The sequence below is a fragment of the Formosa sp. S-31 genome (assembly GCF_051172795.1).
In the GTDB taxonomy this organism is placed as follows: Bacteria; Bacteroidota; Bacteroidia; order Flavobacteriales; family Flavobacteriaceae; genus Formosa.
On sequence record NZ_JAENDK010000007.1, the window covers coordinates 1 to 25,688 of the forward strand.

The window sequence follows — 25,688 nt, forward strand, 5'->3', positions numbered from 1 at the left end:
AACTTATTTCTTTTCTTTACTCCCAAACCTTCCGTCTGAAAGCGGGTGCAAATATACAACCCTTTTTTTATTCCTCACAAGCTTTTTTTGATATTTTTTTTCTTTCGAAAATTTCAATCTTAAACTCCTGTAAATGAACGTCCGCTTACTCTTTCTCTACATCCATCCTGCCGTAAGCGGGTGCAAATATACCACCCTTTTTCCTTAACTAACAAACTTTTTAACGCCTTTTTTATAAAATATTTTTAGCATAGCTTATAATCAAACAGTTAAGTAAAAAGAAAGTTTAAACACAAGGCTGCGATGCCAAAAATCAGTCATAACTATAAGTCTTATTAAAAGATCAGCTCACTAAAATCTATTGGAGTCTATATATATATTCTAAGCTTCATTTTGACTTAAAAACGTACTTGCCACCTGTAAACTTCTTAAAGTGCCTTGTTTTTTAGACTGGTGTTTCTCCATTCTGGACAGAATAGACTGAAGCGTTGTTAAAGCCTTTACTATATAAGGACCTTTATTAAGCATGATGCACTCTGTTCGCACAGACATTGCTGCATCGGTAATTTCTGCTCTGGACGCCACACCTTTCTTGGCAAGACTTTCCAAAACCTGAGTCGCCCAAATATTAGGAATAAGTGCAGCCTCGCAAAACCACATAATTTCTTCCTGAACTTCAGACAATCGTTCCACTCCTAACTCCACTGCCAAATCACCCCGTGCAGTCATCACACCTACATTTGAACTTTCCATAGCCTTAAATAAAAGATGAGGCAAATTGTAAAACGCTTCATTATTCTCTATTTTCAAAACTATTCCCATATCTGCTCTTCCTCGTTTTTGCAATTCCTGCTGTAAAGCTTTTACATCGACAGACTGTCGCACAAAAGAAAAACCTACTACATCGGCGTGTTTACAAATAAAATCGAGATTGGAAATATCTTCGTTGGTAAGAGATGGCAAGTTTAAATGTGTATCCGGCAGATTAATTCCCTTTTCCTTTTTTAGTTTTTTACCATTAGGTCCTGCATTTAAAATACGAATGACCAAACCCGACTTTTTTTTCTTCCCTACTACTCCTTCTATTTTACCATCATCAAACAAAATAGAATCGCCCTCCTTTGCATCTTCTATAATTTGCGGTAATGTACAGGATATTGCAGCGACATACTTCTTTAATTTACCTGGCTTTAATTTCGAGAGTTCCGAAAGTAGCAATATACTATCGCCTTCCTGAAGTCGAACATCATTCACTTCTTCTTCTATTGACTGACTAAAAATCTGATCGGTTCTGATTTTTGGCCCGGACAAATCCATATAAATAGTACAGGGCTTATTTAATTCTACACTGGCTTTTTGTAATTCAGAAATCATGGAAGCCCAAACTTTCTGAGTATCGTGAGAACAGTTTATCCTGGCTATATTCATTCCTGCATTTAGTAAACCAGATAAAAATGTGGCATCTGCCCCATCTGACGGCAAGGTTACCATGACTCCCTGTTTTCCTATATGCTCTCCAAGTAGCCTAACTGTATTTTGCCGGAGTATTTCGGCACTGCTCTTATAATTGATAGGATGCTCTCCAAAATCATATTCCCCTTTAAAGTCCATATGAAAGTGAGCACTTAATAAATACAGTATATTTTCGATATTCGCCAGCACATGACGTTCAGCATGACTTAAAGAACTAATCCCTAAATTGGTTAATTCACTTTGAATTTCGGTAAGATCGTAAGTCCGAAACTTTAAATACCTTAAAAAATTTAAAGCACTATACTTATAATTATTATGAATTTTAGCCAAAAGCTCCTGATGTTCTTCTTCAACTTTTAACAATGCTTCGCGAATTACCAGAAGTCTGTTTACAATTTTTAGTTTAGGAATCATCATAACCTTAAATACCTTTTAATTCATATTATAAAATTAAACATCGTTAATGAATTTTTGAATGAAAACACCAACAAACTTTACAATACAATTAAAACACCTCTACTTTAACCAAAGCAGCAATACTATTTAAATTAGCCGAACACAACATAGAGATCTCTTCTAAGTGTTTTAAACAAAATAACTCCCCTTCCCGTAACAACACCTCTTTATCTGCAAGACCTATATTCAGCTCTCCTTTGTAGAGATAAATAAACATCTCTGAATATTCAGCCTCTAAATTTAACTCTTGCTTTTCTTCCGCATTTAATAAAACAGCACTAAGCTCTACCTTGGTATTTGCGGTAGTCATTACATTAAAATCGACACAAACACCTTTTGAATGTGTTTCCCAATCCCCACTAAATTGATCAACAACTCCCGAATTCAACACCTTGTTATGATGTCCAATATGTTCTAATTCCATTTGCCCTTCCAAAACCAGTAATTGCCGAAAAACACCAGGTAAAGCCGTAAAAACGGAAGTGTTTACTGCTACCGTAGCCGTACTTAATCTGAATTTGAAATCTAATTTTCCGTATTCTGATTCCAGCGGATAAATATAAAGTTCCGTGGTTTCTCCGCCACTCCATTTCTTCGTATTAAAACTCTTAGGTGATAATATCTGATAATTCATTTACCTCTGATATTTACATTAGGTATACAGCTAAAGCATTTAAAACTTACTTAAATCGAATTAACTTCCGGATAATACTCTATTGGAAAAACACAGGAGTTTGCTATAAAACATAAATCTCCAGCTTTTTTATGCAGTGCTTTCGCTGTTTCAACATCCTTTGGATTTTCAATTGTAACTTCTGGTTTTAGAATAACCTTGCTAAACGCTCCACTGCCATCATTATGCAATTCCAAAATACCTTCGGGACAATCGCTATAATTCACTACAATTATTCCGGCTAATTCACACACATATAAATACGACATAAAATGACAGGAAGATAAGGCTGCCAATAATAATTCTTCCGGGTTAAATTTTGAACCATCTCCTTTAAAACGCTTTTCAGCCGAAATTTCAAGACGCTTCCCTTTCTCTAAAAATACCTGATGTGTTTTTAAAGCCCCTCCCGAGGCCTTTTGTCTTTGTGCCTCCTCTAAGCTCCATGAGTTCTTCAATTTAAAAGTAAATGTTGCTTCCATAATTAACCTTTCGATCATTTAATACCTCACCCTAATGCACATTTAAAACATAAATCTTAAAAATCATAATAATCATACCAACAAGACCTCCAACAAGAGCTCCATTAAGACGAATATATTGCAAATCTTCACCGACTTTAGCTTCAATCTGATTTACCAGCTCCACATTAGACAGTTTGCCCAGACTTTCTGCTACTAACTCCCCTATTTTATGATGATTTTTATCTATTAACTGCAATAAAGTAGACTTTAACCAGGCATCTGTTCGTTCCAATTTAGACTGATCGTTATACAATGCAACTAACATGGTATTAATTTTTTCCTTTAAGAACAGGGTATTATCATTTTCCTCTTCAAAAATCTGTTCATGAATAATCATTTTTAATCGGGTTAAAGCTCTGCCTACCATTCCTGAATCGACCAAACGTAACAAAAACTGTTCTCCAAAAAGATTCACATCATCAATAGCTTTATCGTTGCCGGAAGTCAGTCGCTCTCCATACTCGTATAATTGACGATCTAAAGCCTGAATAATTTTATGCTCGGCAGGCGCCTCCTGAATATCCAGTACCAACTGATATAATTGTTCCTGAATACCTTCGGCAATACGTTGGGGTTTTATTGCTCCAAAAATCTGACCGGCTCCAACCAAAAAACCTTTTAATGCGGAACCTTCCTTTTGTTTCCCTACCTGTATCTTAACTTCTGATATTAAAAACTCCAAAGTTGCAGGCTCAGCAATTTTATCTTTTAGCACATCCAAAAACACATTAATTATTCCATAGTGATCTTTTTCTGACACCGTTTGCTTTAATAATGTTCCAAGTGGCTCAGCCAGATTATTTCCCCTACAGGCTGGCCGTACAAGATCTTCCAAACCAGCAACAACATTTGGGGCATCTATTTTATCCAGTAAAACTTCCAGTTCTGGTTTTAAAGTTTGCCTAATCGATTCCAGGTTCTTTTCATCCATTAAATATCCTACTATAGGTTTTGCCAACGACACACCCGAAATTTTATCGTTAATCATCTCCTTAGAGAGCCATTCGTTATTTACCAGATCAACAATACCTGCAGAAAGTTTTTCTCGGCTTTTTACTATTATATTGGTATGTTTCTTAACATAAGGAATAGGAATTTCCTGAAACAAGGCACGAACAGCAAACCAGTCGGCTACACCTCCAACAACAGCCGCTTCAAACCCAGCTAACAATATTTCCAGGGCAGCGCCTTCGTACAAGTGAAGTTTTTTTAAAACCAGGCCCGTAACCATAAAACAAAAGGCAATAGCCAAAGACCGGTTTCCTAATTTATTTTTTTTCATCCTGACTGAATTTCAATACCAAGGTCATAAAAAATAATGACATCCCTTAATCTTTTCACAATAAATATTACATGTATCAACTATGTTTTTAAATGCTAAAACAAGGAACACAGCACTTTAAAACATTAAACCAGCATCTTATACAGGCTTTAACAGAGTTTCAAAAATAGATTATCTATTTTTACTAGAACAAACTAAAACTACATGACACCAAACAATATAATATCTAATGCCATTTTAGATCGGCTACCTAAGCATTTACTGCAATATATAAAACCCCAGAATTACGAAGACTACACCTTCATAAACCAGGCTGTATGGCGATATGTTATGCGTAAAAATGTAGATTACCTGAGTTCTGTAGCACACAGCTCGTATCTGGTAGGTTTAAAACAAACCGGCATTTCTATAGATAACATACCAAATATGTACGGTATGAATCGTATTTTACAAGAAATTGGCTGGGCTGCCGTGGCTGTGGATGGATTTATACCTCCCAATGCCTTTATGGAATTTCAGGCGTATAATGTTCTGGTTATTGCCAGCGACATCAGACAGTTGGAACATATTGAATACACTCCTGCTCCTGATATCATTCATGAAGGTGCCGGACACGCTCCTATAATTGCCAACCCGGAATATGCCGAATATTTAAGACGATTCGGAGAAATAGGCTGTAAAGCAATTTCTTCTGCAAAGGACTACGAATTATATGAAGCCGTAAGACTACTTTCCATACTAAAAGAAGCGCCGAATACCCCGGAAGCTGATATTGAAAATGCAGAAAAACAGGTCGAATTCTTACAAGAGAATATGGGAGCCCCCAGTGAAATGGCTTTAATTAGAAACTTACACTGGTGGACGGTGGAATACGGACTTATCGGCACCTTAGAACATCCTAAAATTTATGGTGCCGGACTATTGTCTTCTATTGGCGAAAGTGCGTGGTGTATGACCGACAAAGTAAAAAAACTACCATATACAATAGAAGCCCTTCATCAAAATTTCGATATTACAAAACCTCAACCTCAACTATTTGTCACCCCCGATTTTGCTCATTTAAGTCTGGTTTTAGAAGAATTCGCCAACACCATGGCCTTAAGAACGGGCGGATTAAAAGGTCTGAAAAAACTTATTGCCTCGAAAGCTTTAGGAACCATCGAACTTAGTACCGGCATACAGATTTCAGGAATTTTCAATCAGGTAATAGAGGCCAATAACGAAGCTATATATTTTCAAACTACGGGAAACACTGCACTAGCCAACCGTGAAAAAGAACTCGTGGGACATGGTATTAAAAATCACCCTAATGGTTTTGGCTCTCCTATTGGAAAACTAAAAGGAATCAATCTGGCTATTGAAGACATGAGCCCGCGCGACCTGAGAGCTTATAATATTTATGAAGGAGAAATAGTTACTTTAGAATTTGAAAACAACCTTAAAGTTTGCGGAGAAATTATAACCGGAAAACGTAATCTACAGGGAAAAATCATTTTAATCTGTTTTAAAAACTGCACCGTAACTCACAATAACACTGTTTTATTCACTCCTGAAATGGGACATTACGATATGGTTGTGGGCAAATCTATAGTATCTGCTTTTTCCGGACCTTCAGATTATAACAGCTTTAACTTAATAACACATAAACTCACTCAGGAAACTATTAAAATAAAAAAAACAGAAACCACACTGGCTTTAGAGAAGCTCTATCAAAAAGTTCGTGACTACCGTGAAGGTAAAACAGAAAACCTGGATTTTTTAGCGCTGCAAAAAAACCTAATTGAAAATCACCCGCAGGACTGGTTACTTACGCTGGAACTTTACGAATTAGCGCACCGTGATGAGTTGACAGAAATACAAGAGCTATTATTGAAACACTTATCAAGCTTAAAACAAATTCGTCCAGAAGTTGCGCATTTAATTCAGAATGGACTGGATATTGTTAATAAACCTATAGAAGTATAAAAAACTATACCTTATACTTACTAAGGATACTTTTGGTAAAATCGCTTAACACTAGTTTGCCACTAATTTTAGCACGTTCTAAAAGCAACTGATCCCAGTGTTCGGTATTTTGCCACATTACAGCTTTCATAGCTTTAACAGCCTCCGGATTGTAAGTACTTAATTTTTCGGCAAGGTCTTTAGCTTCTATATCCAGTTCCGTTTTGGTCTGGACAACCTTAGCAAAAAGACCTTTCTCTAATGCCCATTGCGCACTAAAAAAGGATTCAGCATTAATCGTCATTTCAGACATGGCAGACACACCTATCTTTCTACTCACTGCCGGTTCTATAACAAACGGCCCGATACCAATACTTAATTCACTTAATTTTACAGCAGCAAAAGTTGTGGCCAGACAATAATCTGAAGCTGCTGCAATACCAACACCTCCGCCCACTGCTTTTCCCTGAACTTTACAAATTATAAACTTAGGGCAGGCTCTCATGGCATTAATAACTTTAGCAAACCCAGAGAAAAACTTCAAGCCTTCAGTTTCATCGTTAATTACTATTAACTCATTAAAGCTCGCTCCGGCACAGAACGTTCTATCTCCACCACTTTGTAAAACAATAACGTTTACTGAATCATTTTCACCACAAGCTTTAATTTCGGATTCTAACTTTGAAAGCAGCTTACCTGGTAAAGCATTATGAGATGGATTGTAAAATGTGATATTGGCTACACCGTTTTCTACAGTATGTTTTACGTAAGATTGGTCCATGAATTCTGATATAATAATTCAAAATCGAAGATACAGTTTTTTTTAAGTTGAGCACTTCACGGCTTTCTTTTTCCTTTTAAAACTCGTATTTTTATAAAAAAAGTCATGGGTTTACTGGATTTCATGTTTAGAAGGCAGCGGAGAGATATAATGGACTTTAAATCTAGAGGCGCTATTATCTTAGATGTCCGTACCAAAAAGGAGTACAACGAAGGGCATATTTTAGGCTCAGAAAATATTCCTGTAAACGATTTACAGGAACACGTTAAAACTTTAAGAACAACAAAAAAACCATTTATTGTATGCTGTGGCAGTGGTGTTCGCTCTGCCAAGGCCGTAAAATATTTACTAATAAACGGCATTGAAGCGACCAATGGCGGCAGTTACCAATCTTTAAAAAAACTATTATAATTTTAAACTATCTAACACCTGTTCTGAAGTTATCTGTGTATTGTTGTACGTTAAAGTCCACCCTAACGAATTCGTTAAAATATAAAATTTTGACAATTCACTAATCAACCTGTTTTTAGCATTCTTTTTAATATCCGAAGCTTCAACCTTTTTCATTAAAGATGCTTTTACTTTATTCTTTATAGTATTGTAATCCTTGGCTTCGAACTGATTTAAAAAATCGGCCTGAATATCGTAATATTCAAATTCCGGGTTAATTTTAATTTCTTCCGTTGGTATATAGGTAATATTAAGGGTTTTAGTGTGTTCATCCAGATTGTATTCAATTTTACTTAAATCATACCCTACAGTAACATCTGCATTGACTACCACAAGTGCTTTTTTTTCGGCTGTCACTAAATATGGAAAGACTTCTTTCGAATCCTTATAGGTAAACACTTCACTAAAATGTCCTTCAGTGACCACAAGTTTTCCTACGTTTTTAATTTGCTTTTGAATGAGCATCGAATTTTCCAGAAGTTCTGATGAATTCGACGGCTTAGAATTACAATACCTGGCAGTAAAAAGTACAACAATTACTAAAACGAGAAGATAAATGAGTCTGCGCATCTTAAAATGTATTTTAACTAAAGATATTAAAATTGATGCACTCTTGTTAAAATCAGAGCATTAAAAAAGCATCAACTTCTGTGATACCTTAGCGTAATTCACAGCCACTGATGCTTCTTAAACAGATTGATTAATAGCTATTCAAATTTAAAATAAATTAAATAGTTTGCGGTTTATTTTAGATGATTAACACAAATATCTGATTAACCGAAAATTATATTCAGAATTTAAAGAAAATGATTACGAATTAAACATCATAAAAGGAAACTGCGATTTAACCGCAGCAATTTTCTTATTCAATTTAACAAGAAAATCCTTATGTTTTTCCGATGTTTCATTAAAAGGTCTGTGTTGTAATCCCCTTTGAATGCCATCTACCGTTTTCATTATCGATTTGGTTGAAGACGCTAACCAGGTTGAACCGAATTTCTCCCAGATATAATCAATAGCAATTTGATTGGGATGAATTAAATCTGCTTCATAAAATCGATAATCCCGAAGTTCATCCATCATGATTTCAAAAGAAGGGAAATAAAAACAATTTTCAGTTTTACGTTCTTCCAACACCCTATGAATAGCTGTCAGTAAATGCGATTTACTTCTGGTATTCTCTACCATTCCATCTTTTACATGGCGAATAGGTGACACCGTAAAAATAAAACTAGCTTCCGGGTTCACGGCCTTAATTTTATTCAATACAGCTTTTAAAGCGTCTGCTATTTCCTCAACTGACAATAAGCTCTTAGAAAATTGCTTTTGCGGCACTTTATGGCAATTAGCCACATAAACTTGTTCTTTTAAATGCTTGTAAGCCCAGGCTGTGCCTAACGTTATAATTATATGCGATGCGTTTTTTAAACCGGTTTGAGTTTTAGTAATCCCTGAATTTAAACGACTCAGTACTTCGGTCTTAGATACCGCACTTAATTTGGAATGCGCATCGTAGCACTGCCAGATATCATTGTATAAAAACACATCATTTTCTTCATACTGTTTCCCTTCTAAAGCATGAGACACCAGTCGTTCTATAGCTTTAGGTTGAAATAATACACCAAAAGGATTTTGAAGATTCTGAAACTTAAAATAATTTAATTTCTCACCAATATTTTCTACAAAGCAAGACCCCAGTAATACAATATTCGAATTGTAATCTATTTGATGGTCAGGTTGCTGTTGAAAAGGAATTTCGGTGAGAAATTTCATTTTGAATTACTTTTTCGTAATATAGTCTTTCGCCGCAGTTAAAGCTTCTGCTATTCCTGCTGGATTTTTTCCCCCTGCAGTAGCGAAAAATGGCTGACCGCCACCGCCGCCCTGGATAAATTTACCCAATTCGCGAACAACCTGTCCGGCATTTAGATTATGACTGGCCACCAAATCTTTAGACACATAACAAGACAATAAGGCTTTTCCGTTTTGCTCTGTTCCAAAAATTAGGAAAGCATTTTCCAAAGCGCCACCCAGTTCGAAAGATAAGTCTTTAATTCCGGCGGCATCTAAATCGATTTGTTTCGCTAAAAACTGTATGCCTTCAATTGTCTCCACTTCACTTTTTAAGCCAGCTTTAATCTGGCCTGCTTTCTCTTTAAGTAAACTTTCTACCTGTTTTTTCAAACTGGCGTTTTCTTCCTGAAGGGTTTTAACCGCTTTTATAGGTTCCTGCGCATTGTTAAGCAGTTCCTTTATTTCGAAATACACTTTACTGTTTTCGTTGTAAAAATCTTTAACCGCTTCATTCGTAATCGCTTCAATTCTTCTTATTCCCGAAGCAACAGCGCTTTCAGATACAATTTTAAATTGCCAGATATCTGCAGTGTTTTCCACATGCGTACCACCACAAAGCTCTATGGAATTCCCAAATCGGATAGCACGAACTGTGTCGCCGTATTTTTCTCCAAAAAGCGCCATTGCGCCTTCGTCTATAGCTTGTTGCATAGGAATATTGCGTTGCTCCTGCAAAGGTAATTTTCCTTCTATACGCGCATTTACAAAGTTTTCTATATCTTCTAATTCTTCCTGAGTCACTTTTGAAAAATGAGAAAAATCGAATCTTAAGTTTTTAGAATGTACTGCAGAGCCTTTCTGCTCCACATGTTCTCCAAGAATTTCTCGTAACGCCTGATGCAATAAATGTGTTGCTGTATGATTACAAGCCGTTTTAAAACGTTGTCTCTGGTCGACACCTACTTTTAGTACTGCATCTAAATCAGCCGGTAATTCTTTTACCAGATGTATTATAACATTGTTCTCTTTCTTAGTATCTAAAATATAGTTTACATCGCCATTAGGAGATTCAATATACCCCTTGTCTCCGACTTGCCCTCCGCCTTCCGGATAAAATGGTGTGATATTAAATACCAATTGATACATGGTACCATCCTTTTTAGATACAACTTTTCTGTAACGTACAATTTTAACATTAACTTCCAGTGTATCGTAACCAACAAATTCCTCCTCTGCATCTTCTATCAAAACGGTCCAGTCGTCTGTAGACATTTCACTGGCAGATCGCGATCTCGATTTTTGTTTCTGCATTTCAGTCTGAAAACCAGCTTCGTCCAACTGAAATCCTTTTTCTCGTAAAATTAACGAAGTTAAATCGATAGGAAAACCATAAGTATCATATAGCTCGAAAGCTTTTTCTCCAGAGATCATCTTAGTCGAAGCGTTTTCTACGATGCCATTTAAAAGTATTAAGCCCTGATCTAAAGTTCTTAAAAACGAAGCTTCTTCTTCTTTAATTACATTTTGGATTAGTTGTTTTTGCGATTTCAATTCCGGAAAAGCGTCTCCCATTTTATCGCTTAACACATTTACTAGTCTGTAAATAAATGGTTCCTTTTCATTTAAAAATGTAAACCCGTAACGTACGGCACGACGCAGAATTCTACGAATGACATATCCTGCTCCGGTATTACTTGGCAACTGTCCATCTGCAATAGAAAATGATACGGCACGAACATGATCTGAAATAACACGAATGGCAACATCTACTTTTTCGTCTTTTCCGTATTTGGTTTTAGAAATGGCTTCAATCTCACGAATTATCGGTGTAAACACATCGGTATCGTAATTTGACTGTACACCTTGAAGTACCATACATAAACGCTCGAATCCCATACCCGTATCAATATGCTTATTTGGTAACACTTCAAGGCTGGAATCGGCCTTACGGTTATACTGCATAAATACCAAATTCCAGATTTCTACCACCTGTGGATGATCGGAATTTACCAGACTTTTTCCTGATACTTTGGCTTTTTCTTCAGCCGAACGAATATCGACATGAATTTCGCTACAAGGTCCGCATGGTCCCTGATCTCCCATTTCCCAGAAATTATCCTTCTTATTTCCCATAAGTATACGGTCTTCCGGCACAATCGCCTTCCAAATATCGTACGCTTCCTGGTCCATAGGTGTACCGTCTTTCTCATCACCTTCAAAGACAGTTACGTATAAAATATCTTTATCTATACCATAAACTTGGGTTAATAACTCCCAGCACCAGCTAATGGCTTCCTTTTTAAAATAATCGCCAAAGCTCCAGTTTCCTAACATCTCAAACAGCGTATGATGATAGGTATCATAACCAACTTCTTCAAGATCATTATGTTTCCCGGAAACGCGTAAACATTTTTGAGTATCGGTTAAACGCGTGTTTTTAGGCTCTGCATTCCCTAAAAAATACTCCTTAAATGGTGCCATACCAGAATTGACAAACATAAGCGTCGGGTCGTTTTTAAGTACCATAGGTGCCGATGGCACAATGGTATGACCTTTACTTTTAAAAAATTCTAAATATTTAGAGCGTATATCCTGCGATTTCATAATGATGTAACAAACTGTTTTAAAAAGCGTCTAAACTGAAGCGCTTATAGTATTAAATTTGAGTGCAAATATATTGTTAAATTAAGGTACTTGATAAGCAAGCTTAAAAATATTCTTGTTTGTTTTATAAATTTGTAAAAGAAATATTTTTGTAGGTTTGCCAAAGAGCCCGTTCTTACAAAGGGTTTCTCACTAATTAATTGCAAAAATAGTATAAATTAAATAATGACTAAGGTTAAATATTATTATGATCCCGAAACGCTTTCCTACAGAAAAATAGAGCGTAAAAAAAGGAGAACATTTAAATATGCGTTGTTTTTTTTAACAGCTGCAGCCTTATTTGGATTTATAACCGTTTTTATCACCAGTCAGTACGTAGAGTCCCCAAAGGAAAAGGCTCTGAAACGCGAATTGGCAAATATGCAGATACAATACGACATGCTAAACAAAAAAATGGACGAAGCTTCGGAAGTTTTAGCGAGTATTGAACATCGGGACAACAACATTTACCGGGTATATTTTGAAGCCAACCCTATACCGGAAGAGCAGCGCAAAGCTGGATTTGGTGGAATTAATCGTTACAAAGACCTGGAAGGATACGACAATTCCAAGCTGATTATAGCCAGTAATAAACGATTAGATATTTTACAGAAGCAAATTGTAGTGCAGTCTAAATCGCTTGATGAGATTGCAAAACTGGCAGAAGACAAAGAAAAACTTCTGGCTGCCATTCCAGCCATACAACCTGTAAGTAATGAAGAATTAACACGTATTGCATCTGGTTACGGCTACCGAACGGACCCGTTTACCAAGGCTCGAAAATTTCATTACGGCATGGACTTTACCGCTCCAAGAGGGACACCAATTTATGCCACTGGCGACGGAAAAGTAATTCGCGCAGACAATCGTTCTACAGGTTACGGAAACCATATTAGAATTGACCACGGTTACGGTTATGTGAGTTTGTATGCGCATCTTTACAAATACAACGTTAAAAAAAATCAGAAAGTAAAACGCGGTGATCTTATCGGATTCGTGGGCAGCACAGGACGTTCTCAAGGTCCGCATCTGCATTACGAGATTTTTAAAGACGATAAACGCATTAACCCAACTAATTTTTATTACGGCAGTTTAACCCCGGAAGAATACAACAGCTTGTTAGAAAAAGCTTCTCTTGAAAATCAATCTTTAGACTAATGCATTTAGATCTCCCTGAAAAACGATATTACGGTATAGGCGAAGTCGCCAAAGCTTTTAACGTAAATGCTTCATTAATTCGATTCTGGGAGAAAGAATTCGATGTATTAAAACCTAAAAAAAATGCCAAAGGCAACAGAAAGTTTACTCCCGAAGACATTAAAAACCTGAAATTAATTTACCATTTGGTAAAAGAACGAGGTTTTACGCTCGACGGCGCAAAAATCCATTTAAAGGAAGAAAAACAGAAAACTTTAAGTAACTTTGATATAATCAATAAACTCGAAGAGATTAAGAACCAACTTATTAAAATTAAAAATCAACTTTAAAAACTACCGATTATGAAAAAATGGCTAATTCCGGTAATCATTATTGCCGTTGTTTTATTTGGTCTGTACAGATGGGGTGTTGGATTTAACAATACAGCTGTAAGACTTAACGAAAACGTAAGTGAAGCTTGGGGGAATGTACAAACATCCTATCAGCGAAGAAACGATTTAATTGGTAATCTGGTAAAAACAGTACAAGGAGCAGCCGACTTTGAAAGATCGACTTTAACCGAAGTTATCGAAGCGCGAGCAAAAGCCACTGCTACCACTATAAATCCAGAGAATATTACTCCAGAACAGTTACAGCAATTTAACGAAGCTCAGGGCGGCTTAAGCAGTGCTCTGTCGCGTTTACTGGTTTCAGTAGAACGGTATCCCGACCTTAAAGCCAATCAAAATTTCCTGAAACTTCAGGATGAATTAACTAGCACGGAAAACACAATACAAACTGCTCGTGTCAGGTATAATGAGGCTATAAAACCATACAATAACCACATAAAAACCTTCCCGAATTCTATATTGGCTGGCATTCTAAACTTTGAATCCAAACCGTATTTCGATTCGGAAGCCGGAGCAGAAAAGCCTGTAGACGTAGACTTCGATTTTAAATAAGATTATGAATTTTAAAGTAGAACATTTTCTTAGTAAAAAGGAAGAAAACGAGATTGTAGACGCCATTCGTATGGCAGAAAGCAAAACGTCCGGGGAAATCCGTATCCATATAGAAGGGAGCGCTTCCATAGATCCTTACGAGCGTGCTATGGAAGTCTTTCACATTCTAAAAATGGACAACACGAAACTAAGAAATGGTGTATTGATTTATGTTGCCGTCGAAGATAAAACCTTTGTCATTTACGGCGACAAAGGCATCAACGATGTGGTCCCAGACAACTTCTGGGATGCGACTAAAGACATTATACAATCGCACTTTAAACAAGGCCATTTTAAAGAAGGCTTAATTGAAGGTGTGCTTCGCGCGGGAAAGGAATTAGAGTCCAATTTCCCATGGGATGCCAGCAATTTAAACGAGTTACCTAACGATATATCAAAAGGATAATTTTGTATAAAGTAAAACACATCTGGTTAATAGTAACCTGCACTATAGCGTTATGTTTTTCCCAAATCACTATCGCTCAATTTGACATTCCCGACAAACCGGAATTTCAAACCAGTGTGTACGATTATATAAATTTATTGACACCTATTGAGAAAAGTGCTCTTGAAGACAAACTTGTAAAATACTCAGACACTACATCCACTCAAATCGTAATAGCTATTATAGCAACAACCAAAGGCGAAAACATAGGTCTGTTAGCCCCTAAATGGGCTCAGGATTGGGGTATAGGTCAAGCCAAAGAAGATAATGGCGTTTTTGTGCTTTTAGCCAAAGAAGACAGAAAAATATGGATTGCTCCTGGGTATGGTGTTGAACATAAACTTACGGCCGGAATAGTAGGCGAAATGACAAGACAAGTTATTATTCCTGAATTTAAAACCGGAAATTATTACGAAGGACTTAACAAAGGAACCGATGCTATTTTTCAGCTTTTAATGGGAGAATATCAAGGGACAAGAAAATCTGCTCAGGATGATGGATTACCTGCAGGGCTTGTACTTTTCATGATTATTATGTTTCTTATTTTCTTAATAGCCATATCCAAAAACAAACGCGGCGGTGGCGGCGGAAGCGGCGGGCATCGCAGAGGACCAAGTATATGGGACGCTATAATTTTAAGTAATATGGGACGCGGCAGCTATGGTGGCGGTTTTGGAGGAAGTTCCGGAGGCGGCTTTGGAGGCGGTGGTGGTTTCGGAGGAGGCTTCGGCGGTGGATTTGGTGGCGGCGGCTTTAGCGGTGGCGGTGCCGGAGGAAGCTGGTAATCCCCCAAATTCAATCATACTAAGCTATCTTGTAAGATAGTGATTCATGCAACCTATCACACCTATACTTTTTTAATTACTCTCCTAAAGTACTTTTTAATAAGCTTTGTTTTTAGCGTCTATAAAAAATCACTTCGACTCTTTTAATTTTCCTCTATCACATTTTATTTTAGCTCTAAACATCAGGGAAAATTTATACAGCCCTCCTGTTTTCATAAACACCTTATTTTCAACCATTATCTTTTCTAATTGCCATTTTTTTATATACATTTAAAACAAAAAAGGCTATAATTCTATTCCTGTCAATACCCTGTTTATAAATATTGACAGTGGTTTTATACTCCTAACCGAAGACGCTTCTTCATTCGTTTTAAATTGTTATTTTATGAAAAAGTACTACAAATTTATTTTAAGTCTCCTCATTTTCTGCACGATTCTATTTATAAAACCTTTGTCTTGGATTGCCCATACTTTCAACCTTGATCTGGCCATGATTTTAGATCAAAGAAATAATTTCCTTATAGCAAGTGGTGCATGGGTAGTTATTGAAGTCTTGAAAAAATTTAAAAGGCGTTTTCTGAACCACTATGATATTACGGTAGAAAACAATTTACAGTCCCGTAAAGTACATACGCAAATAGACATCTTAGAAAAAATAGCCATTTTCATAATTATCATGGTAGCTGTGGGACTTATTTTATTGTCTTTTGAAAGTATTAAAAAGTTTGGCATGGGACTATTTGCTTCTGCGGGAGTTGCGGGTATCATCCTTGGTTTGTCGGCCCAAAAGGTGGTTGGAGCTTTACTCGCCGGAATACAGATTGCCATAACTCAGCCCTTCCGGATAGAAGACGCCGTTGTTGTTGAAGGTGAATGGGGATGGATTGAAGAAATTAATTTAACATATGTTGTAGTACGATTATGGGATAAAAGACGCCTAGTATTACCAGCGTCGTATTTCCTGGAAAAACCATTTCAAAACTGGACCAGAACCAGTGCCGATATTATTGGGACCGTTTTTCTTTACACTGATTATACCGTGCCATTTGATGCCTTACGTACCGAACTTACAAAACAGTTGGAAAACACACCGCTGTGGGACAAAAAAGTAAATGTGCTTCAGGTAACAGACACGACTGAATCTACGGTTGAAATACGTATTCTGGTGAGTGCTAAAAACTCGCCTACCGCCTGGGATTTACGAGTACATATTCGGGAAAAGATGGTAGATTTTATTAAAAATAATTATCCGGAAAGCCTACCAAAAACCCGTGTTACCTTAAAAGAACAACAGGAAAAATTAGCTTCTTAAATCGCTAGTTGTTGGTATTTGGAGGAAACCCCGACAGTAACTTTTCTGTTAAAGCTTGAAATGTTTTTAGTTTCTTTTCGGGAGTTGTATTCGAGGAGATTTGAAACTCAGCCTCTGCCTGCCAGAACAACCCGACTTCCTCCGGATCCACAAATTCCACCAGTAATTTATGAACTCTTTGGTTCTGGTCTAATGGTATACCAAACGAGATTCCTCCACCTATATTTCCTCCACTGCCACCAATACCTACACCAACCGTATTTCTGGAATCCGACTCCATGCGTATTCCCGATACATTAATTAAAAAATCCGGCGATTCCGATTTATAAAAACCTTTAGTTTCTAAACCGGAATCTAAGGCCTGTATTAGTCGCTTAATATCCAGATCACTCATTCCTCCCTGAATTCCGGAATAATAATTATATGTTTTATAATTCTGAAAATTGACATTACGATCATAATCATGAACCACATTAACCGAAGTACAGCCATACAGAACTAAAATTACTAAAACAACAGTGACACCTTTCATAAACGTAGTTTTACATTTTTATCATAATTTAAATTCTCAATGATCTTATTACTTTTAAAAACGTAAGATTCTCATGAAATACTTTGAGGTCTCACTCAAGAGACAATTACTTAAATTTACAAAATTACGGCCATAAAAAAAGAAGCCTTATAGGGCTTCTTTTAAATACTTTGTAGAGAAAACACGTTTAATCGTTAAGCATTTTCCATAATTTATCCTTTAATTCTGTAATGCCCTGCTGAGCAACCGACGAAATAAAAACATACTCTACCGGTAAGCTTTTATCCAGTTCGGCTTTAAGTTCTGCTTTTAATTCATCATCTAACATATCGCATTTAGAAATTGCTATTAAACGGTCCTTATCCAGCATTTCAGGATTATAGCGTCTTAGCTCATCAAGCAAAATTTCGTATTGTTTTGTAATATCTTCTGCATCGGCTGGAATTAAAAACAACAATGTCGAGTTTCGCTCAATATGTCTCAAAAAGTAATACCCCAAGCCTTTTCCTTCGGCAGCACCTTCAATAATTCCAGGAATATCTGCCATTACAAAAGTTTGAAAATCGCGGTATTTTACAATTCCCAAATTTGGTTTCAGAGTTGTGAACTCGTAATCTGCAATTTTAGGTTTAGCAGAAGTCACCACAGACAACAAGGTAGACTTTCCTGCATTAGGAAAACCAACAAGTCCTACATCGGCCAGAAGTTTAAGTTCTAAAGTGATATCCTTTTCTTCAAGCGGCATTCCCGGCTGCGCATAGCGCGGGGTTTGATTCGTTGCCGTTTTAAAATGCCAGTTTCCACGACCACCTAAACCACCTTTACAGATAATACGCTCATCCTGATCTTCGGTAATTTCAAAAAGTACGGCATTAGTTTCTGTGTCGCGTACTACCGTTCCTAAAGGTACTTCGAGATAAACATCTTCACCATCGGCACCCGTACTACGCCCGCTACTACCATGCTCTCCATGTCCGGCACGTAAATGACGCTTAAACTTTAAATGGTAAAGCGTCCATAAATTTGGGTTTCCCTTGATAATAACATGACCTCCTCGACCACCATCACCACCATCCGGACCTCCTTTTGCTATATATTTTTCACGATGTAAATGAGCAGATCCTTTACCCCCGTTACCAGACGTAACATGAATCTTAACATAATCTACAAAATTCCCCTCAGTCATTGTTTTATTGTTTTATACTCGCTTGGAGCATTTTATTTTTTTAATTCCAGGATAATCGAAATCCTTATCTACTTTGTCTGTCCCTATTAAAATACGTATTATTCAACATGGAATAGGTCACAGACTTTACCTAAAGATATTTACTTTAAAAACCATACCAAAACATACTGTTCTGATATGGTTTTTAAGCTATCACTCTAATTTAGAGCGTCCTAAAATCTAGGCGTAATTTTTATAATGTATCGATAACTGCACTTAAACGTTCTGTAATCTCTTCTATAGAACCTACCCCGTTTACGCCAAAATATTTATTTTGACCTGCGTAATAATCTTTTAAAATTGCTGTTTTCTTGTAATATTCTTTAATACGGTTTGCAATAATACTTTCGTCTGCATCATCACTTCTACCACTGGTTTTTCCGCGTTCTAATAAACGATCAATTAAAATCTGATCTTCCACCTCAAGAGCGATCATGGCACTAATTTCAGAATCTTTAGACTGCATTAAAGCATCTAAAGCAGCTGCCTGAGCGTCTGTACGTGGGAACCCGTCAAAAATAAATCCGTTTGCTGCGGCATTTTTTTCTACCTCTGCACTTAACATATCAATAGTCACTTCATCCGGAACCAATTCGCCTTTATCCATATAAGACTTAGCTAGCATTCCCAAAGCTGTTTCATTTTTAATATTAAAGCGAAACACATCGCCTGTAGAAATGTGTACTAAATTGTATTTTTCTTTTAAGAAATTTGCTTGTGTTCCTTTTCCAGCACCTGGAGGTCCAAATAGGACTAAATTTGTCATATGTTGAGTTGTTTTAATTTGATATACTTCCGGCAAATCACGTCCTAACCCGTCGTAATCCAAGCCGTATCCCACAATAAATTTATCGGGAATTTCTATACCTACATAATGCAGTTTAAAATCGCGTTTGTAGGCTGTTGGTTTAAAAAATAAAGTTGCAATGCTTAAAGACTTAACCTTTTCATTCTTAAAAATGCGGTGTACTTCGGCAAGTGTTCTTCCCGAATCGATAATATCTTCTAAAATAATTACTGTACGTCCTGTTAAATCCTGAGTTAACCCTATTAATCGCTGAATATCCTCTGTAGATTTCACACCTTCATAAGACGCCAGTTTAATAAAAGTTACCTCGCATGGGTTTGGATATTTTTTTACAAAATCGCTTACAATCATAAACGATCCGTTTAAAATCCCTACAAAAACAGGAATCTCGTCAGCAAAATCTACTGCGATCTGATCTACCATTTTTTGTAAGGCTTCGTCTATTTGTTTCGCAGAAATAAACGGCTTAAAAAATTTGTCATGAAGTTTAATCATAATTAAGACAACCTGTTTTTGTTAATTCTGTGCAAAGATAAACATTTGCATTCTATTATCTAATTTCAGAAAAAGGTTTTCAGTGTATTGATTCCTAAAATTGCAAATAAATTTGATATTAAAATGTATTTTTGCAGGGTCTAAAAACACAGTACAAACAAGAATTACATGAATTACTTTTCTTCAAATTTTAAATTAGGAATCCTTGGCGGTGGTCAATTAGGAAAAATGCTGCTTACAGAAACGCGAAAATTCGACATATACACCTCTGTATTAGACCCGAGTACTGAAGCACCTTGTAAAGTTGGAAGTAACGAATTTCACCTGGGTGATTTAATGGATTACGACACCGTTTACAATTTTGGAAAACAGGTTGATGTGTTAACCATAGAAATTGAGAATGTAAATGTTAATGCGCTTGAAGCTCTGGAAAAAGAGGGTATAAAAGTATTTCCAGCCTCTAAAACATTACGCACCATTCAGAATAAAGCAAAACAGAAATTGTTTTATGTAGATCACGACATACCTACAGCTCCTTTTTCCAGATTTGCTTACACCATAGAAATTAAAGACGCCATTTCTAACGGCGGCCTTGAGTTACCTTTCGTTTGGAAAAGTGCTCAATTTGGTTACGATGGCACAGGGGTAAAAATCGTTCGCGAAATTTCCGATTTAGATAGCCTTCCTAATGTAGAATGTATTGCAGAAACCCTGGTTCCTTTTAAAAACGAATTATCTGTAATTGTTGCCCGCAACCCTTCGGGAGACATAAAAACGTATCCTGTGGTTGAAATGGAATTTCACCCGGAAGCCAATCAGGTGGAATATGTAATTTGTCCGGCAAGGATAGACGAAGCCGTGGCGAAAAAAGCTACCGATGTAGCTCTAAAAGTAGCTAAAGCGTTCAATCATGTTGGTTTACTGGCGGTGGAAATGTTCCAGACTAAAAATGATGACATTTTAGTTAACGAAGTGGCTCCAAGACCTCACAATTCAGGACACCAGAGTATCGAAGCCAGTTATACATCGCAATTCGAACAACATTTAAGATCTGTTTTAGATTTGCCACTGGGAAGTACAGCCAATAAAACTAATGGTATTATGGTAAACCTTGTTGGTGCCGAAGGTCATTCTGGTGATGTAATTTATAAAAATATAGAATCTATTATGGCTATGGAAGGTGTTACGCCTCATATTTACGGCAAAAAACAAACCCGACCATTCCGAAAAATGGGACATGTAACCATAGTAAATGAAGATATGGCCGAAGCCCGAAAAATTGCTGAAAACGTTAAAAAAAGCATAGAAGTAATTACAAACAAAAACTAATATCCCGGTAGAATATACCAGTGAAAAAAACAACATATTATGAGTAAAGTAGGTGTAATTATGGGAAGTAAGAGCGACCTTCCTGTAATGCAAGATGCCATAGACATCTTAAAAGGTTTTGATATAGAAGTAGAAGTAGATATAGTATCTGCACATCGTACTCCGGAAAAATTATTCGATTACAGTAAAAATGCCCATACTCGTGGTATTTCTGTTATTGTTGCCGGCGCTGGTGGTGCAGCACATTTACCAGGTATGGTAGCTTCACTTTCTCCTCTTCCTGTAATTGGAGTTCCTGTAAAAAGCAGTAATTCTATAGACGGCTGGGATTCTGTATTATCTATTTTACAAATGCCAGGAGGTGTTCCTGTTGCCACGGTTGCGCTAAACGGAGCAAAAAACGCAGGAATTCTGGCGGCACAAATTATTGGAAGTTCAGACAAATGTGTATTGGATAAAATAATACTCTATAAAGAAGGTCTTAAAGCTAAAGTTATAGAATCAGCAAAAGACTTGTAAAAACAAAAAAGCCTCGAGGATTCGAGGCTTTTTTTCGCTATTAATCAATAAATTTTTTCAGAGTAACCAGCTCTTTTATGAAAAAAATCTTGGCAAAGATATACCAATAATTAAATTTACCATAAAAAAAATGTTTATTTAACATTTAATTATACAAAATTACTATTCAGTATGAATATTTTACAACAAACATTCAGCACAACATATCAGTCAGCCCCCTTTAATGCTATAAAAAACGAAGATTTTCTTCCGGCAATCACTCAATTAATTGAAGATACTAAAGCAGAGATAGATAGCATTACTTCAAACCCCGAATCGGCAACTTTCGAAAATACAATTGAGGCATTAGAGTTTACCGGTCAGCAATTAGATCGGGTAACTAGTATATTTTTCAATCTTAATTCGGCAGAAACCAATGATGAAATTCAAAAAATAGCTCAGGAAGTATCTCCTCTCCTATCTGAATTTGGAAATGACATAACTCTTAATGCCGAACTGTTTAAGCGCGTCAAGGCGGTTTACGACATAAAAGACACTTTAGATTTAAATGAAGAGCAAAGCATGCTTTTAGAAAAAAAGTATAAAAGCTTTTCCAGAAACGGTGCCAATTTACCGGAAGACAAAAAAACGATACTTAGAACTCTGGATAAAGAACTGAGTAAGCTAAAATTAAGTTTTGGAGAAAATGTTCTGGCTGAAACCAATGCCTTCGAGATGCATATTACCGAGGAAGATGATTTAACTGGTCTTCCTGAAGGGGCAAAAGAAGCAGCAAGACAACTGGCAGAATCTAAAGACAAGGAGGGTTGGTTAATTACTCTGGATTACCCGAGCTATATTCCGTTTATGACTTATGCTGAAAATCGGGAATTACGTAAAAAACTGGCTATTGCATTCGGTAAAAAAGGATTCCACAACGATAAATTAGACAATCAGGATATCGTTTTACAAATTGCTAAAAAAAGACATGAACGTGCCAATTTACTGGGCTACAAAACACATGCCGATTTCGTTCTTGAAGAACGTATGGCCAAAACTCCAGATACTGTTCTTAATTTCTTAAACGATTTGCTGGACAAAGCAAAACCTGCCGCTTTAAAAGAATTTAAAACCCTGGAAGCTTTTGCAAAAGAACTTGATAACATCGACCAGCTTGAAAAATGGGATTCGGCTTATTATGCTGAAAAACTAAAGCAAAAGTTATTCGATCTGGATGATGAAAAGCTAAAACCTTATTTTAAATTAGAACATGTAATCGCTGGCGCATTTACCATCGCAGAAAAACTGTACGGTCTGCATTTTGAAGAAATAGACACCATAGACAAATATCATCCGGAAGTTTTAACCTATAAAGTAACCGATAGCGATGGCCAGTTGGTTGCTGTTTATTATGCCGACTTTTTCCCAAGACCGGGAAAACGCAATGGTGCCTGGATGACGGTTTACAAACCTCAGTTTATTAAAAACGGAGACAATAGCCGTCCGCACATTTCCATAGTTTGCAACTTTACCAAGCCGACTAAAAGTAAGCCTTCGCTTTTAACCTTTAACGAGGTTACAACACTGTTCCATGAATTTGGTCATGCGTTACATGGCATGCTTGCCAACACGACCTATCCTAGCCTTTCCGGAACAAGTGTATACTGGGATTTTGTAGAACTGCCAAGTCAGGTAATGGAAAACTGGTGTTATGAAAAAGATGCCTTAGAGCTTTTTGCCAGACATTACGAAACAGGAGAACTCATTCCTATGGAACTGGTTTCTAAAATAAAAGAATCGGCGACCTTTAATGAGGGTATGCAAACCCTGCGTCAGATAAGTTTTGGACTGCTGGATATGAGCTGGCATGGTCAGGATCCTTCAGCTATAACCAATGTAAAAGCACAGGAATTAAAGGCTTTCGAAAGCACAAAATTATATCCTGATGTTGCAGAAAACTGTATGAGTACTTCTTTTTCTCATATTTTCCAGGGTGGTTATTCTTCTGGCTATTACAGTTACAAATGGGCTGAAGTACTGGATGCCGATGCTTTTGAATATTTTAAAGAACAAGGTATTTTCAATAAAGACGTTGCAACAAAGTTTAAAACATACGTTTTATCTCAAGGCGGCACTGTAGACCCGATGACTTTATATAAAAAATTCAGAGGAAAAGAACCGCAACCGGAAGCGTTATTAAAACGCGCCGGATTGATTAAATAATAATCTCAAGCCCCTCTTTTCTTTATGACTATGAGGGGCTTTTTCATAGAAAACCTTACAATGACTTTAATATTTTAATGAAATAGTTTTACTACTTTTATATAAGAACTTCATATTAAGGTTTATGTCTAACCATAAAATTGATGCATCTCAATGGGTAGATCGCTATTCCGACTACCTGTACAACTATACCATTTCCAGAGTCAGCGATGTAGAAGTTGCTAAAGATCTGGTTCAGGACACCTTCTTTGCGGGCTTAAAATCGATGAAAAATTTTAAAGGGGAAGCCAGTGAACGCACCTGGCTTATTTCTATTTTAAAACGAAAAATCATAGATTATTATCGTAAGATTAATTCTAAAAAAGGACAGGCCGAAATTAGAATTTCCTATAGTAGTCCGAATGAAGACGACGGCGACTGGCTGGAAGAACAGGTAGAAGACACCAGCTACAGAAATGCCGAATTTAATTTAGAAAATACGGAACTGAGTGAAGCCATATATAACTGTCTTGAAAAACTCCCTGAAAAACAAGCCCGCGTTTTTAAAATGAAAACCATAGAAGATTACGACACCGAGGTTATTTGTAATGAATTAAATATTACCCCGTCTAATCTTTGGGTAATAATCCATAGAGCCCGGACAGCCTTAGCAATCTGTCTCGAAAAAAACTGGTTTTAATTATGAGTAAATTTTTAATGTCCTGCAGACAAGCTACAACCATTTGTAATAAATCGCAATACAGTGAATCCTCCTTTTGGGAACGCTTTAGATTGAAAATTCACTTAATAGTCTGTGCTCATTGTAAAGACCGAACAGAGCAAAACCATAAACTTACCCAAACTATTAAAAAATCGAATATCGTGTGTTTAGATGCCTCTACTAAACAAGATATGCGTGAAAATTTAAAACGGGAAATGGAAAACACCCGGCTATTAAGCTAGCAGATATACTTCTAAAAACAACCAGAAAATCGGAATACCTTCAACCCAGAACGCAGTATAAATATCGCTTTGCTCCCGGCGACTAAATAGAGTAAACAGTATTAAAACAAAAGAGACCAGTAATAAAATTATAATTTGCCTTCCTTCTATTTCCGATTTAAAAAACTCCATAAAAAAGAATAACAAACACAATAACACCCCGAGCATCTTAGTGCGCTTCACCCCTATTTTCTGAGGAATGGTTCCCAGTTTTAAACTATCGTATTTTAAATCACGTAATTCAAACGGCAACATTAAAGCCAGTATAAACACGAAGCGTTGCACACAGGTTACTAACACGTCATTGGTAAACTCGTAATGCTCGTTAATCAATGGTAATAATACAGTTACACCAGACCAAACCAGAGCAATAACATACACTTTTAAGCCACTGATACTTCTTAAATTATTTTGTTTATCCACAAAAAAGCGTTTGGGTAAAAAAGGAATAGCATACATAAACGTAATGGCTCCAAAACCAGCAATTATTAATATGGTTGTGGTCTCCAGCTGAAAGGCATAAAAGAACATGAGAATGAAACAGATTAAAGAAAAAAACTGAATCGCTTTTAACCAGTTTGCCAGTTGTCTTCTATGAAATTTTGCCAGCCCAAAATATTTAACAAAATTATAACCCGTTATCGAGGCATAAAAAATGAAATAAAGTACAGCTTTATCAAATGGCAAATCAAATTTAATAAGCGTAATCCACGATAAGGCAAGAACGGCTAAAGCCACGTGAACACTACTATTGAGGTAAAATTTAAAAAGTCGTTTTACTAAGCGCATTAAACAAAAATAGGCAAACTTACTTTAACACTAATACTTAGCAAAAATCTTTAGCCTTTCATACTAATAAAACATACTAAATTATGTACTTTTGCGCCGCAAATCACA

General features: G+C 36.5%; 25 protein-coding genes. 13 read left to right on the top strand and 12 right to left on the bottom strand.

Annotation, left to right across the window (positions count from 1 at the left end):
• Nucleotides 1-381 precede the first annotated feature (381 nt).
• The 4 genes from I3217_RS08355 to I3217_RS08370 all read right to left on the bottom strand — a co-directional run bounded on the left by I3217_RS08355 (nt 382) and on the right by I3217_RS08370 (nt 4,408).
• Nucleotides 382-1,890: a pyruvate kinase gene (locus tag I3217_RS08355; RefSeq protein ID WP_435049306.1), complete on the bottom strand. Its 1,509-nt coding sequence runs from the start codon at nt 1,888-1,890 to the stop codon at nt 382-384.
• Between the two features lie 88 nt (nt 1,891-1,978).
• Complete coding sequence (locus I3217_RS08360) at nt 1,979-2,563, bottom strand: HutD/Ves family protein (protein WP_435049307.1); 585 nt, start codon at nt 2,561-2,563, stop codon at nt 1,979-1,981.
• 50 nt (nt 2,564-2,613) lie between these two features.
• On the bottom strand, nt 2,614-3,084 hold the full coding sequence (locus I3217_RS08365; protein WP_435049308.1) for an OsmC family protein: 471 nt from the start codon (nt 3,082-3,084) through the stop codon (nt 2,614-2,616).
• A gap of 31 nt (nt 3,085-3,115) precedes the next feature.
• Nucleotides 3,116-4,408 carry a DUF445 domain-containing protein gene (locus I3217_RS08370; protein WP_435049309.1) on the bottom strand — a complete coding sequence of 431 codons (1,293 nt, stop codon included), beginning with the start codon at nt 4,406-4,408 and terminating at the stop codon, nt 3,116-3,118.
• A gap of 204 nt (nt 4,409-4,612) precedes the next feature.
• Here I3217_RS08370 and I3217_RS08375 point away from each other — a divergent pair, with 204 nt between their 5' ends.
• Nucleotides 4,613-6,373 carry an aromatic amino acid hydroxylase gene (locus I3217_RS08375; protein ID WP_435049310.1) on the top strand — a complete coding sequence of 587 codons (1,761 nt, stop codon included), beginning with the start codon at nt 4,613-4,615 and terminating at the stop codon, nt 6,371-6,373.
• 4 nt (nt 6,374-6,377) lie between these two features.
• On the opposite strand, the gene I3217_RS08380 is transcribed toward I3217_RS08375, so the two are convergent.
• Nucleotides 6,378-7,133: an enoyl-CoA hydratase/isomerase family protein gene (locus tag I3217_RS08380; protein ID WP_435049311.1), complete on the bottom strand. Its 756-nt coding sequence runs from the start codon at nt 7,131-7,133 to the stop codon at nt 6,378-6,380.
• A 105-nt stretch (nt 7,134-7,238) separates the two neighbouring features.
• On the opposite strand from I3217_RS08380, the gene I3217_RS08385 reads away from it, so the two are divergent.
• A complete protein-coding gene (locus tag I3217_RS08385) occupies nt 7,239-7,544 on the top strand; it encodes a rhodanese-like domain-containing protein (RefSeq protein ID WP_435049312.1) in 306 nt (101 codons plus the stop codon).
• Here the strand turns inward: I3217_RS08385 and I3217_RS08390 are convergent.
• The 3 genes from I3217_RS08390 to alaS all read right to left on the bottom strand — a co-directional run bounded on the left by I3217_RS08390 (nt 7,539) and on the right by alaS (nt 11,981).
• Nucleotides 7,539-8,153 (bottom strand): DUF4230 domain-containing protein, encoded by a 615-nt coding sequence (locus I3217_RS08390; protein ID WP_435049313.1) that lies wholly within the window; start codon nt 8,151-8,153, stop codon nt 7,539-7,541. The two genes, I3217_RS08385 and I3217_RS08390, sit on opposite strands and share 6 nt — an antisense overlap.
• A 240-nt stretch (nt 8,154-8,393) precedes the next feature.
• Nucleotides 8,394-9,356, bottom strand: coding sequence for a GSCFA domain-containing protein (locus I3217_RS08395; RefSeq protein ID WP_435049314.1), 963 nt, complete (start codon nt 9,354-9,356; stop codon nt 8,394-8,396).
• A gap of 6 nt (nt 9,357-9,362) precedes the next feature.
• Entirely contained in the window at nt 9,363-11,981 is a 2,619-nt protein-coding gene (alaS, locus tag I3217_RS08400; protein WP_435049315.1) for an alanine--tRNA ligase, read from the bottom strand.
• A gap of 225 nt (nt 11,982-12,206) precedes the next feature.
• Here alaS and I3217_RS08405 point away from each other — a divergent pair, with 225 nt between their 5' ends.
• The 6 genes from I3217_RS08405 (at nt 12,207) to I3217_RS08430 (ending at nt 16,700) form a co-directional block, all read left to right on the top strand.
• Entirely contained in the window at nt 12,207-13,178 is a 972-nt protein-coding gene (locus I3217_RS08405) for a M23 family metallopeptidase (RefSeq protein WP_435049316.1), read from the top strand.
• Entirely contained in the window at nt 13,178-13,507 is a 330-nt protein-coding gene (locus I3217_RS08410; protein WP_435049317.1) for a MerR family transcriptional regulator, read from the top strand. Before I3217_RS08405 ends, I3217_RS08410 begins: the two co-directional genes overlap by 1 nt.
• 12 nt (nt 13,508-13,519) lie before the next feature.
• Nucleotides 13,520-14,119 (top strand): LemA family protein, encoded by a 600-nt coding sequence (locus I3217_RS08415; protein WP_435049318.1) that lies wholly within the window; start codon nt 13,520-13,522, stop codon nt 14,117-14,119.
• 4 nt (nt 14,120-14,123) lie between these two features.
• Complete coding sequence (locus I3217_RS08420) at nt 14,124-14,564, top strand: TPM domain-containing protein (RefSeq protein WP_435049319.1); 441 nt, start codon at nt 14,124-14,126, stop codon at nt 14,562-14,564.
• Nucleotides 14,565-14,566: 2 nt separating this feature from the next.
• Nucleotides 14,567-15,388, top strand: a complete 822-nt coding sequence (locus I3217_RS08425) for a TPM domain-containing protein (RefSeq protein ID WP_435049320.1) — start codon at nt 14,567-14,569, stop codon at nt 15,386-15,388.
• A gap of 385 nt (nt 15,389-15,773) precedes the next feature.
• Nucleotides 15,774-16,700, top strand: a complete 927-nt coding sequence (locus tag I3217_RS08430) for a mechanosensitive ion channel family protein (protein ID WP_435049321.1) — start codon at nt 15,774-15,776, stop codon at nt 16,698-16,700.
• A 4-nt stretch (nt 16,701-16,704) separates the two neighbouring features.
• On the opposite strand, the gene I3217_RS08435 is transcribed toward I3217_RS08430, so the two are convergent.
• The 3 genes from I3217_RS08435 to I3217_RS08445 all read right to left on the bottom strand — a co-directional run bounded on the left by I3217_RS08435 (nt 16,705) and on the right by I3217_RS08445 (nt 19,760).
• Nucleotides 16,705-17,232: a DUF4136 domain-containing protein gene (locus I3217_RS08435; RefSeq protein ID WP_435049322.1), complete on the bottom strand. Its 528-nt coding sequence runs from the start codon at nt 17,230-17,232 to the stop codon at nt 16,705-16,707.
• 187 nt (nt 17,233-17,419) lie between these two features.
• Complete coding sequence (gene obgE, locus I3217_RS08440) at nt 17,420-18,418, bottom strand: GTPase ObgE (RefSeq protein ID WP_435049323.1); 999 nt, start codon at nt 18,416-18,418, stop codon at nt 17,420-17,422.
• A 232-nt stretch (nt 18,419-18,650) separates the two neighbouring features.
• Complete coding sequence (locus I3217_RS08445; protein WP_435049324.1) at nt 18,651-19,760, bottom strand: adenylate kinase; 1,110 nt, start codon at nt 19,758-19,760, stop codon at nt 18,651-18,653.
• Nucleotides 19,761-19,928: 168 nt separating this feature from the next.
• On the opposite strand from I3217_RS08445, the gene I3217_RS08450 reads away from it, so the two are divergent.
• The 5 genes from I3217_RS08450 (at nt 19,929) to I3217_RS08470 (ending at nt 24,752) form a co-directional block, all read left to right on the top strand.
• Nucleotides 19,929-21,089, top strand: a complete 1,161-nt coding sequence (locus I3217_RS08450; RefSeq protein ID WP_435049325.1) for a 5-(carboxyamino)imidazole ribonucleotide synthase — start codon at nt 19,929-19,931, stop codon at nt 21,087-21,089.
• A 39-nt stretch (nt 21,090-21,128) separates the two neighbouring features.
• Nucleotides 21,129-21,608 carry a 5-(carboxyamino)imidazole ribonucleotide mutase gene (gene purE, locus I3217_RS08455; RefSeq protein ID WP_435049326.1) on the top strand — a complete coding sequence of 160 codons (480 nt, stop codon included), beginning with the start codon at nt 21,129-21,131 and terminating at the stop codon, nt 21,606-21,608.
• Nucleotides 21,609-21,779: 171 nt separating this feature from the next.
• Nucleotides 21,780-23,810 (top strand): M3 family metallopeptidase, encoded by a 2,031-nt coding sequence (locus tag I3217_RS08460; RefSeq protein WP_435049327.1) that lies wholly within the window; start codon nt 21,780-21,782, stop codon nt 23,808-23,810.
• 124 nt (nt 23,811-23,934) lie between these two features.
• Nucleotides 23,935-24,489 (top strand): sigma-70 family RNA polymerase sigma factor, encoded by a 555-nt coding sequence (locus I3217_RS08465; protein WP_435049328.1) that lies wholly within the window; start codon nt 23,935-23,937, stop codon nt 24,487-24,489.
• 2 nt (nt 24,490-24,491) lie between these two features.
• Nucleotides 24,492-24,752 (top strand): hypothetical protein, encoded by a 261-nt coding sequence (locus tag I3217_RS08470; protein WP_435049329.1) that lies wholly within the window; start codon nt 24,492-24,494, stop codon nt 24,750-24,752.
• Here the strand turns inward: I3217_RS08470 and I3217_RS08475 are convergent.
• Nucleotides 24,744-25,580, bottom strand: a complete 837-nt coding sequence (locus I3217_RS08475; RefSeq protein ID WP_435049330.1) for a hypothetical protein — start codon at nt 25,578-25,580, stop codon at nt 24,744-24,746. The genes I3217_RS08470 and I3217_RS08475 overlap by 9 nt on opposite strands.
• Nucleotides 25,581-25,688: the final 108 nt, after the last annotated feature.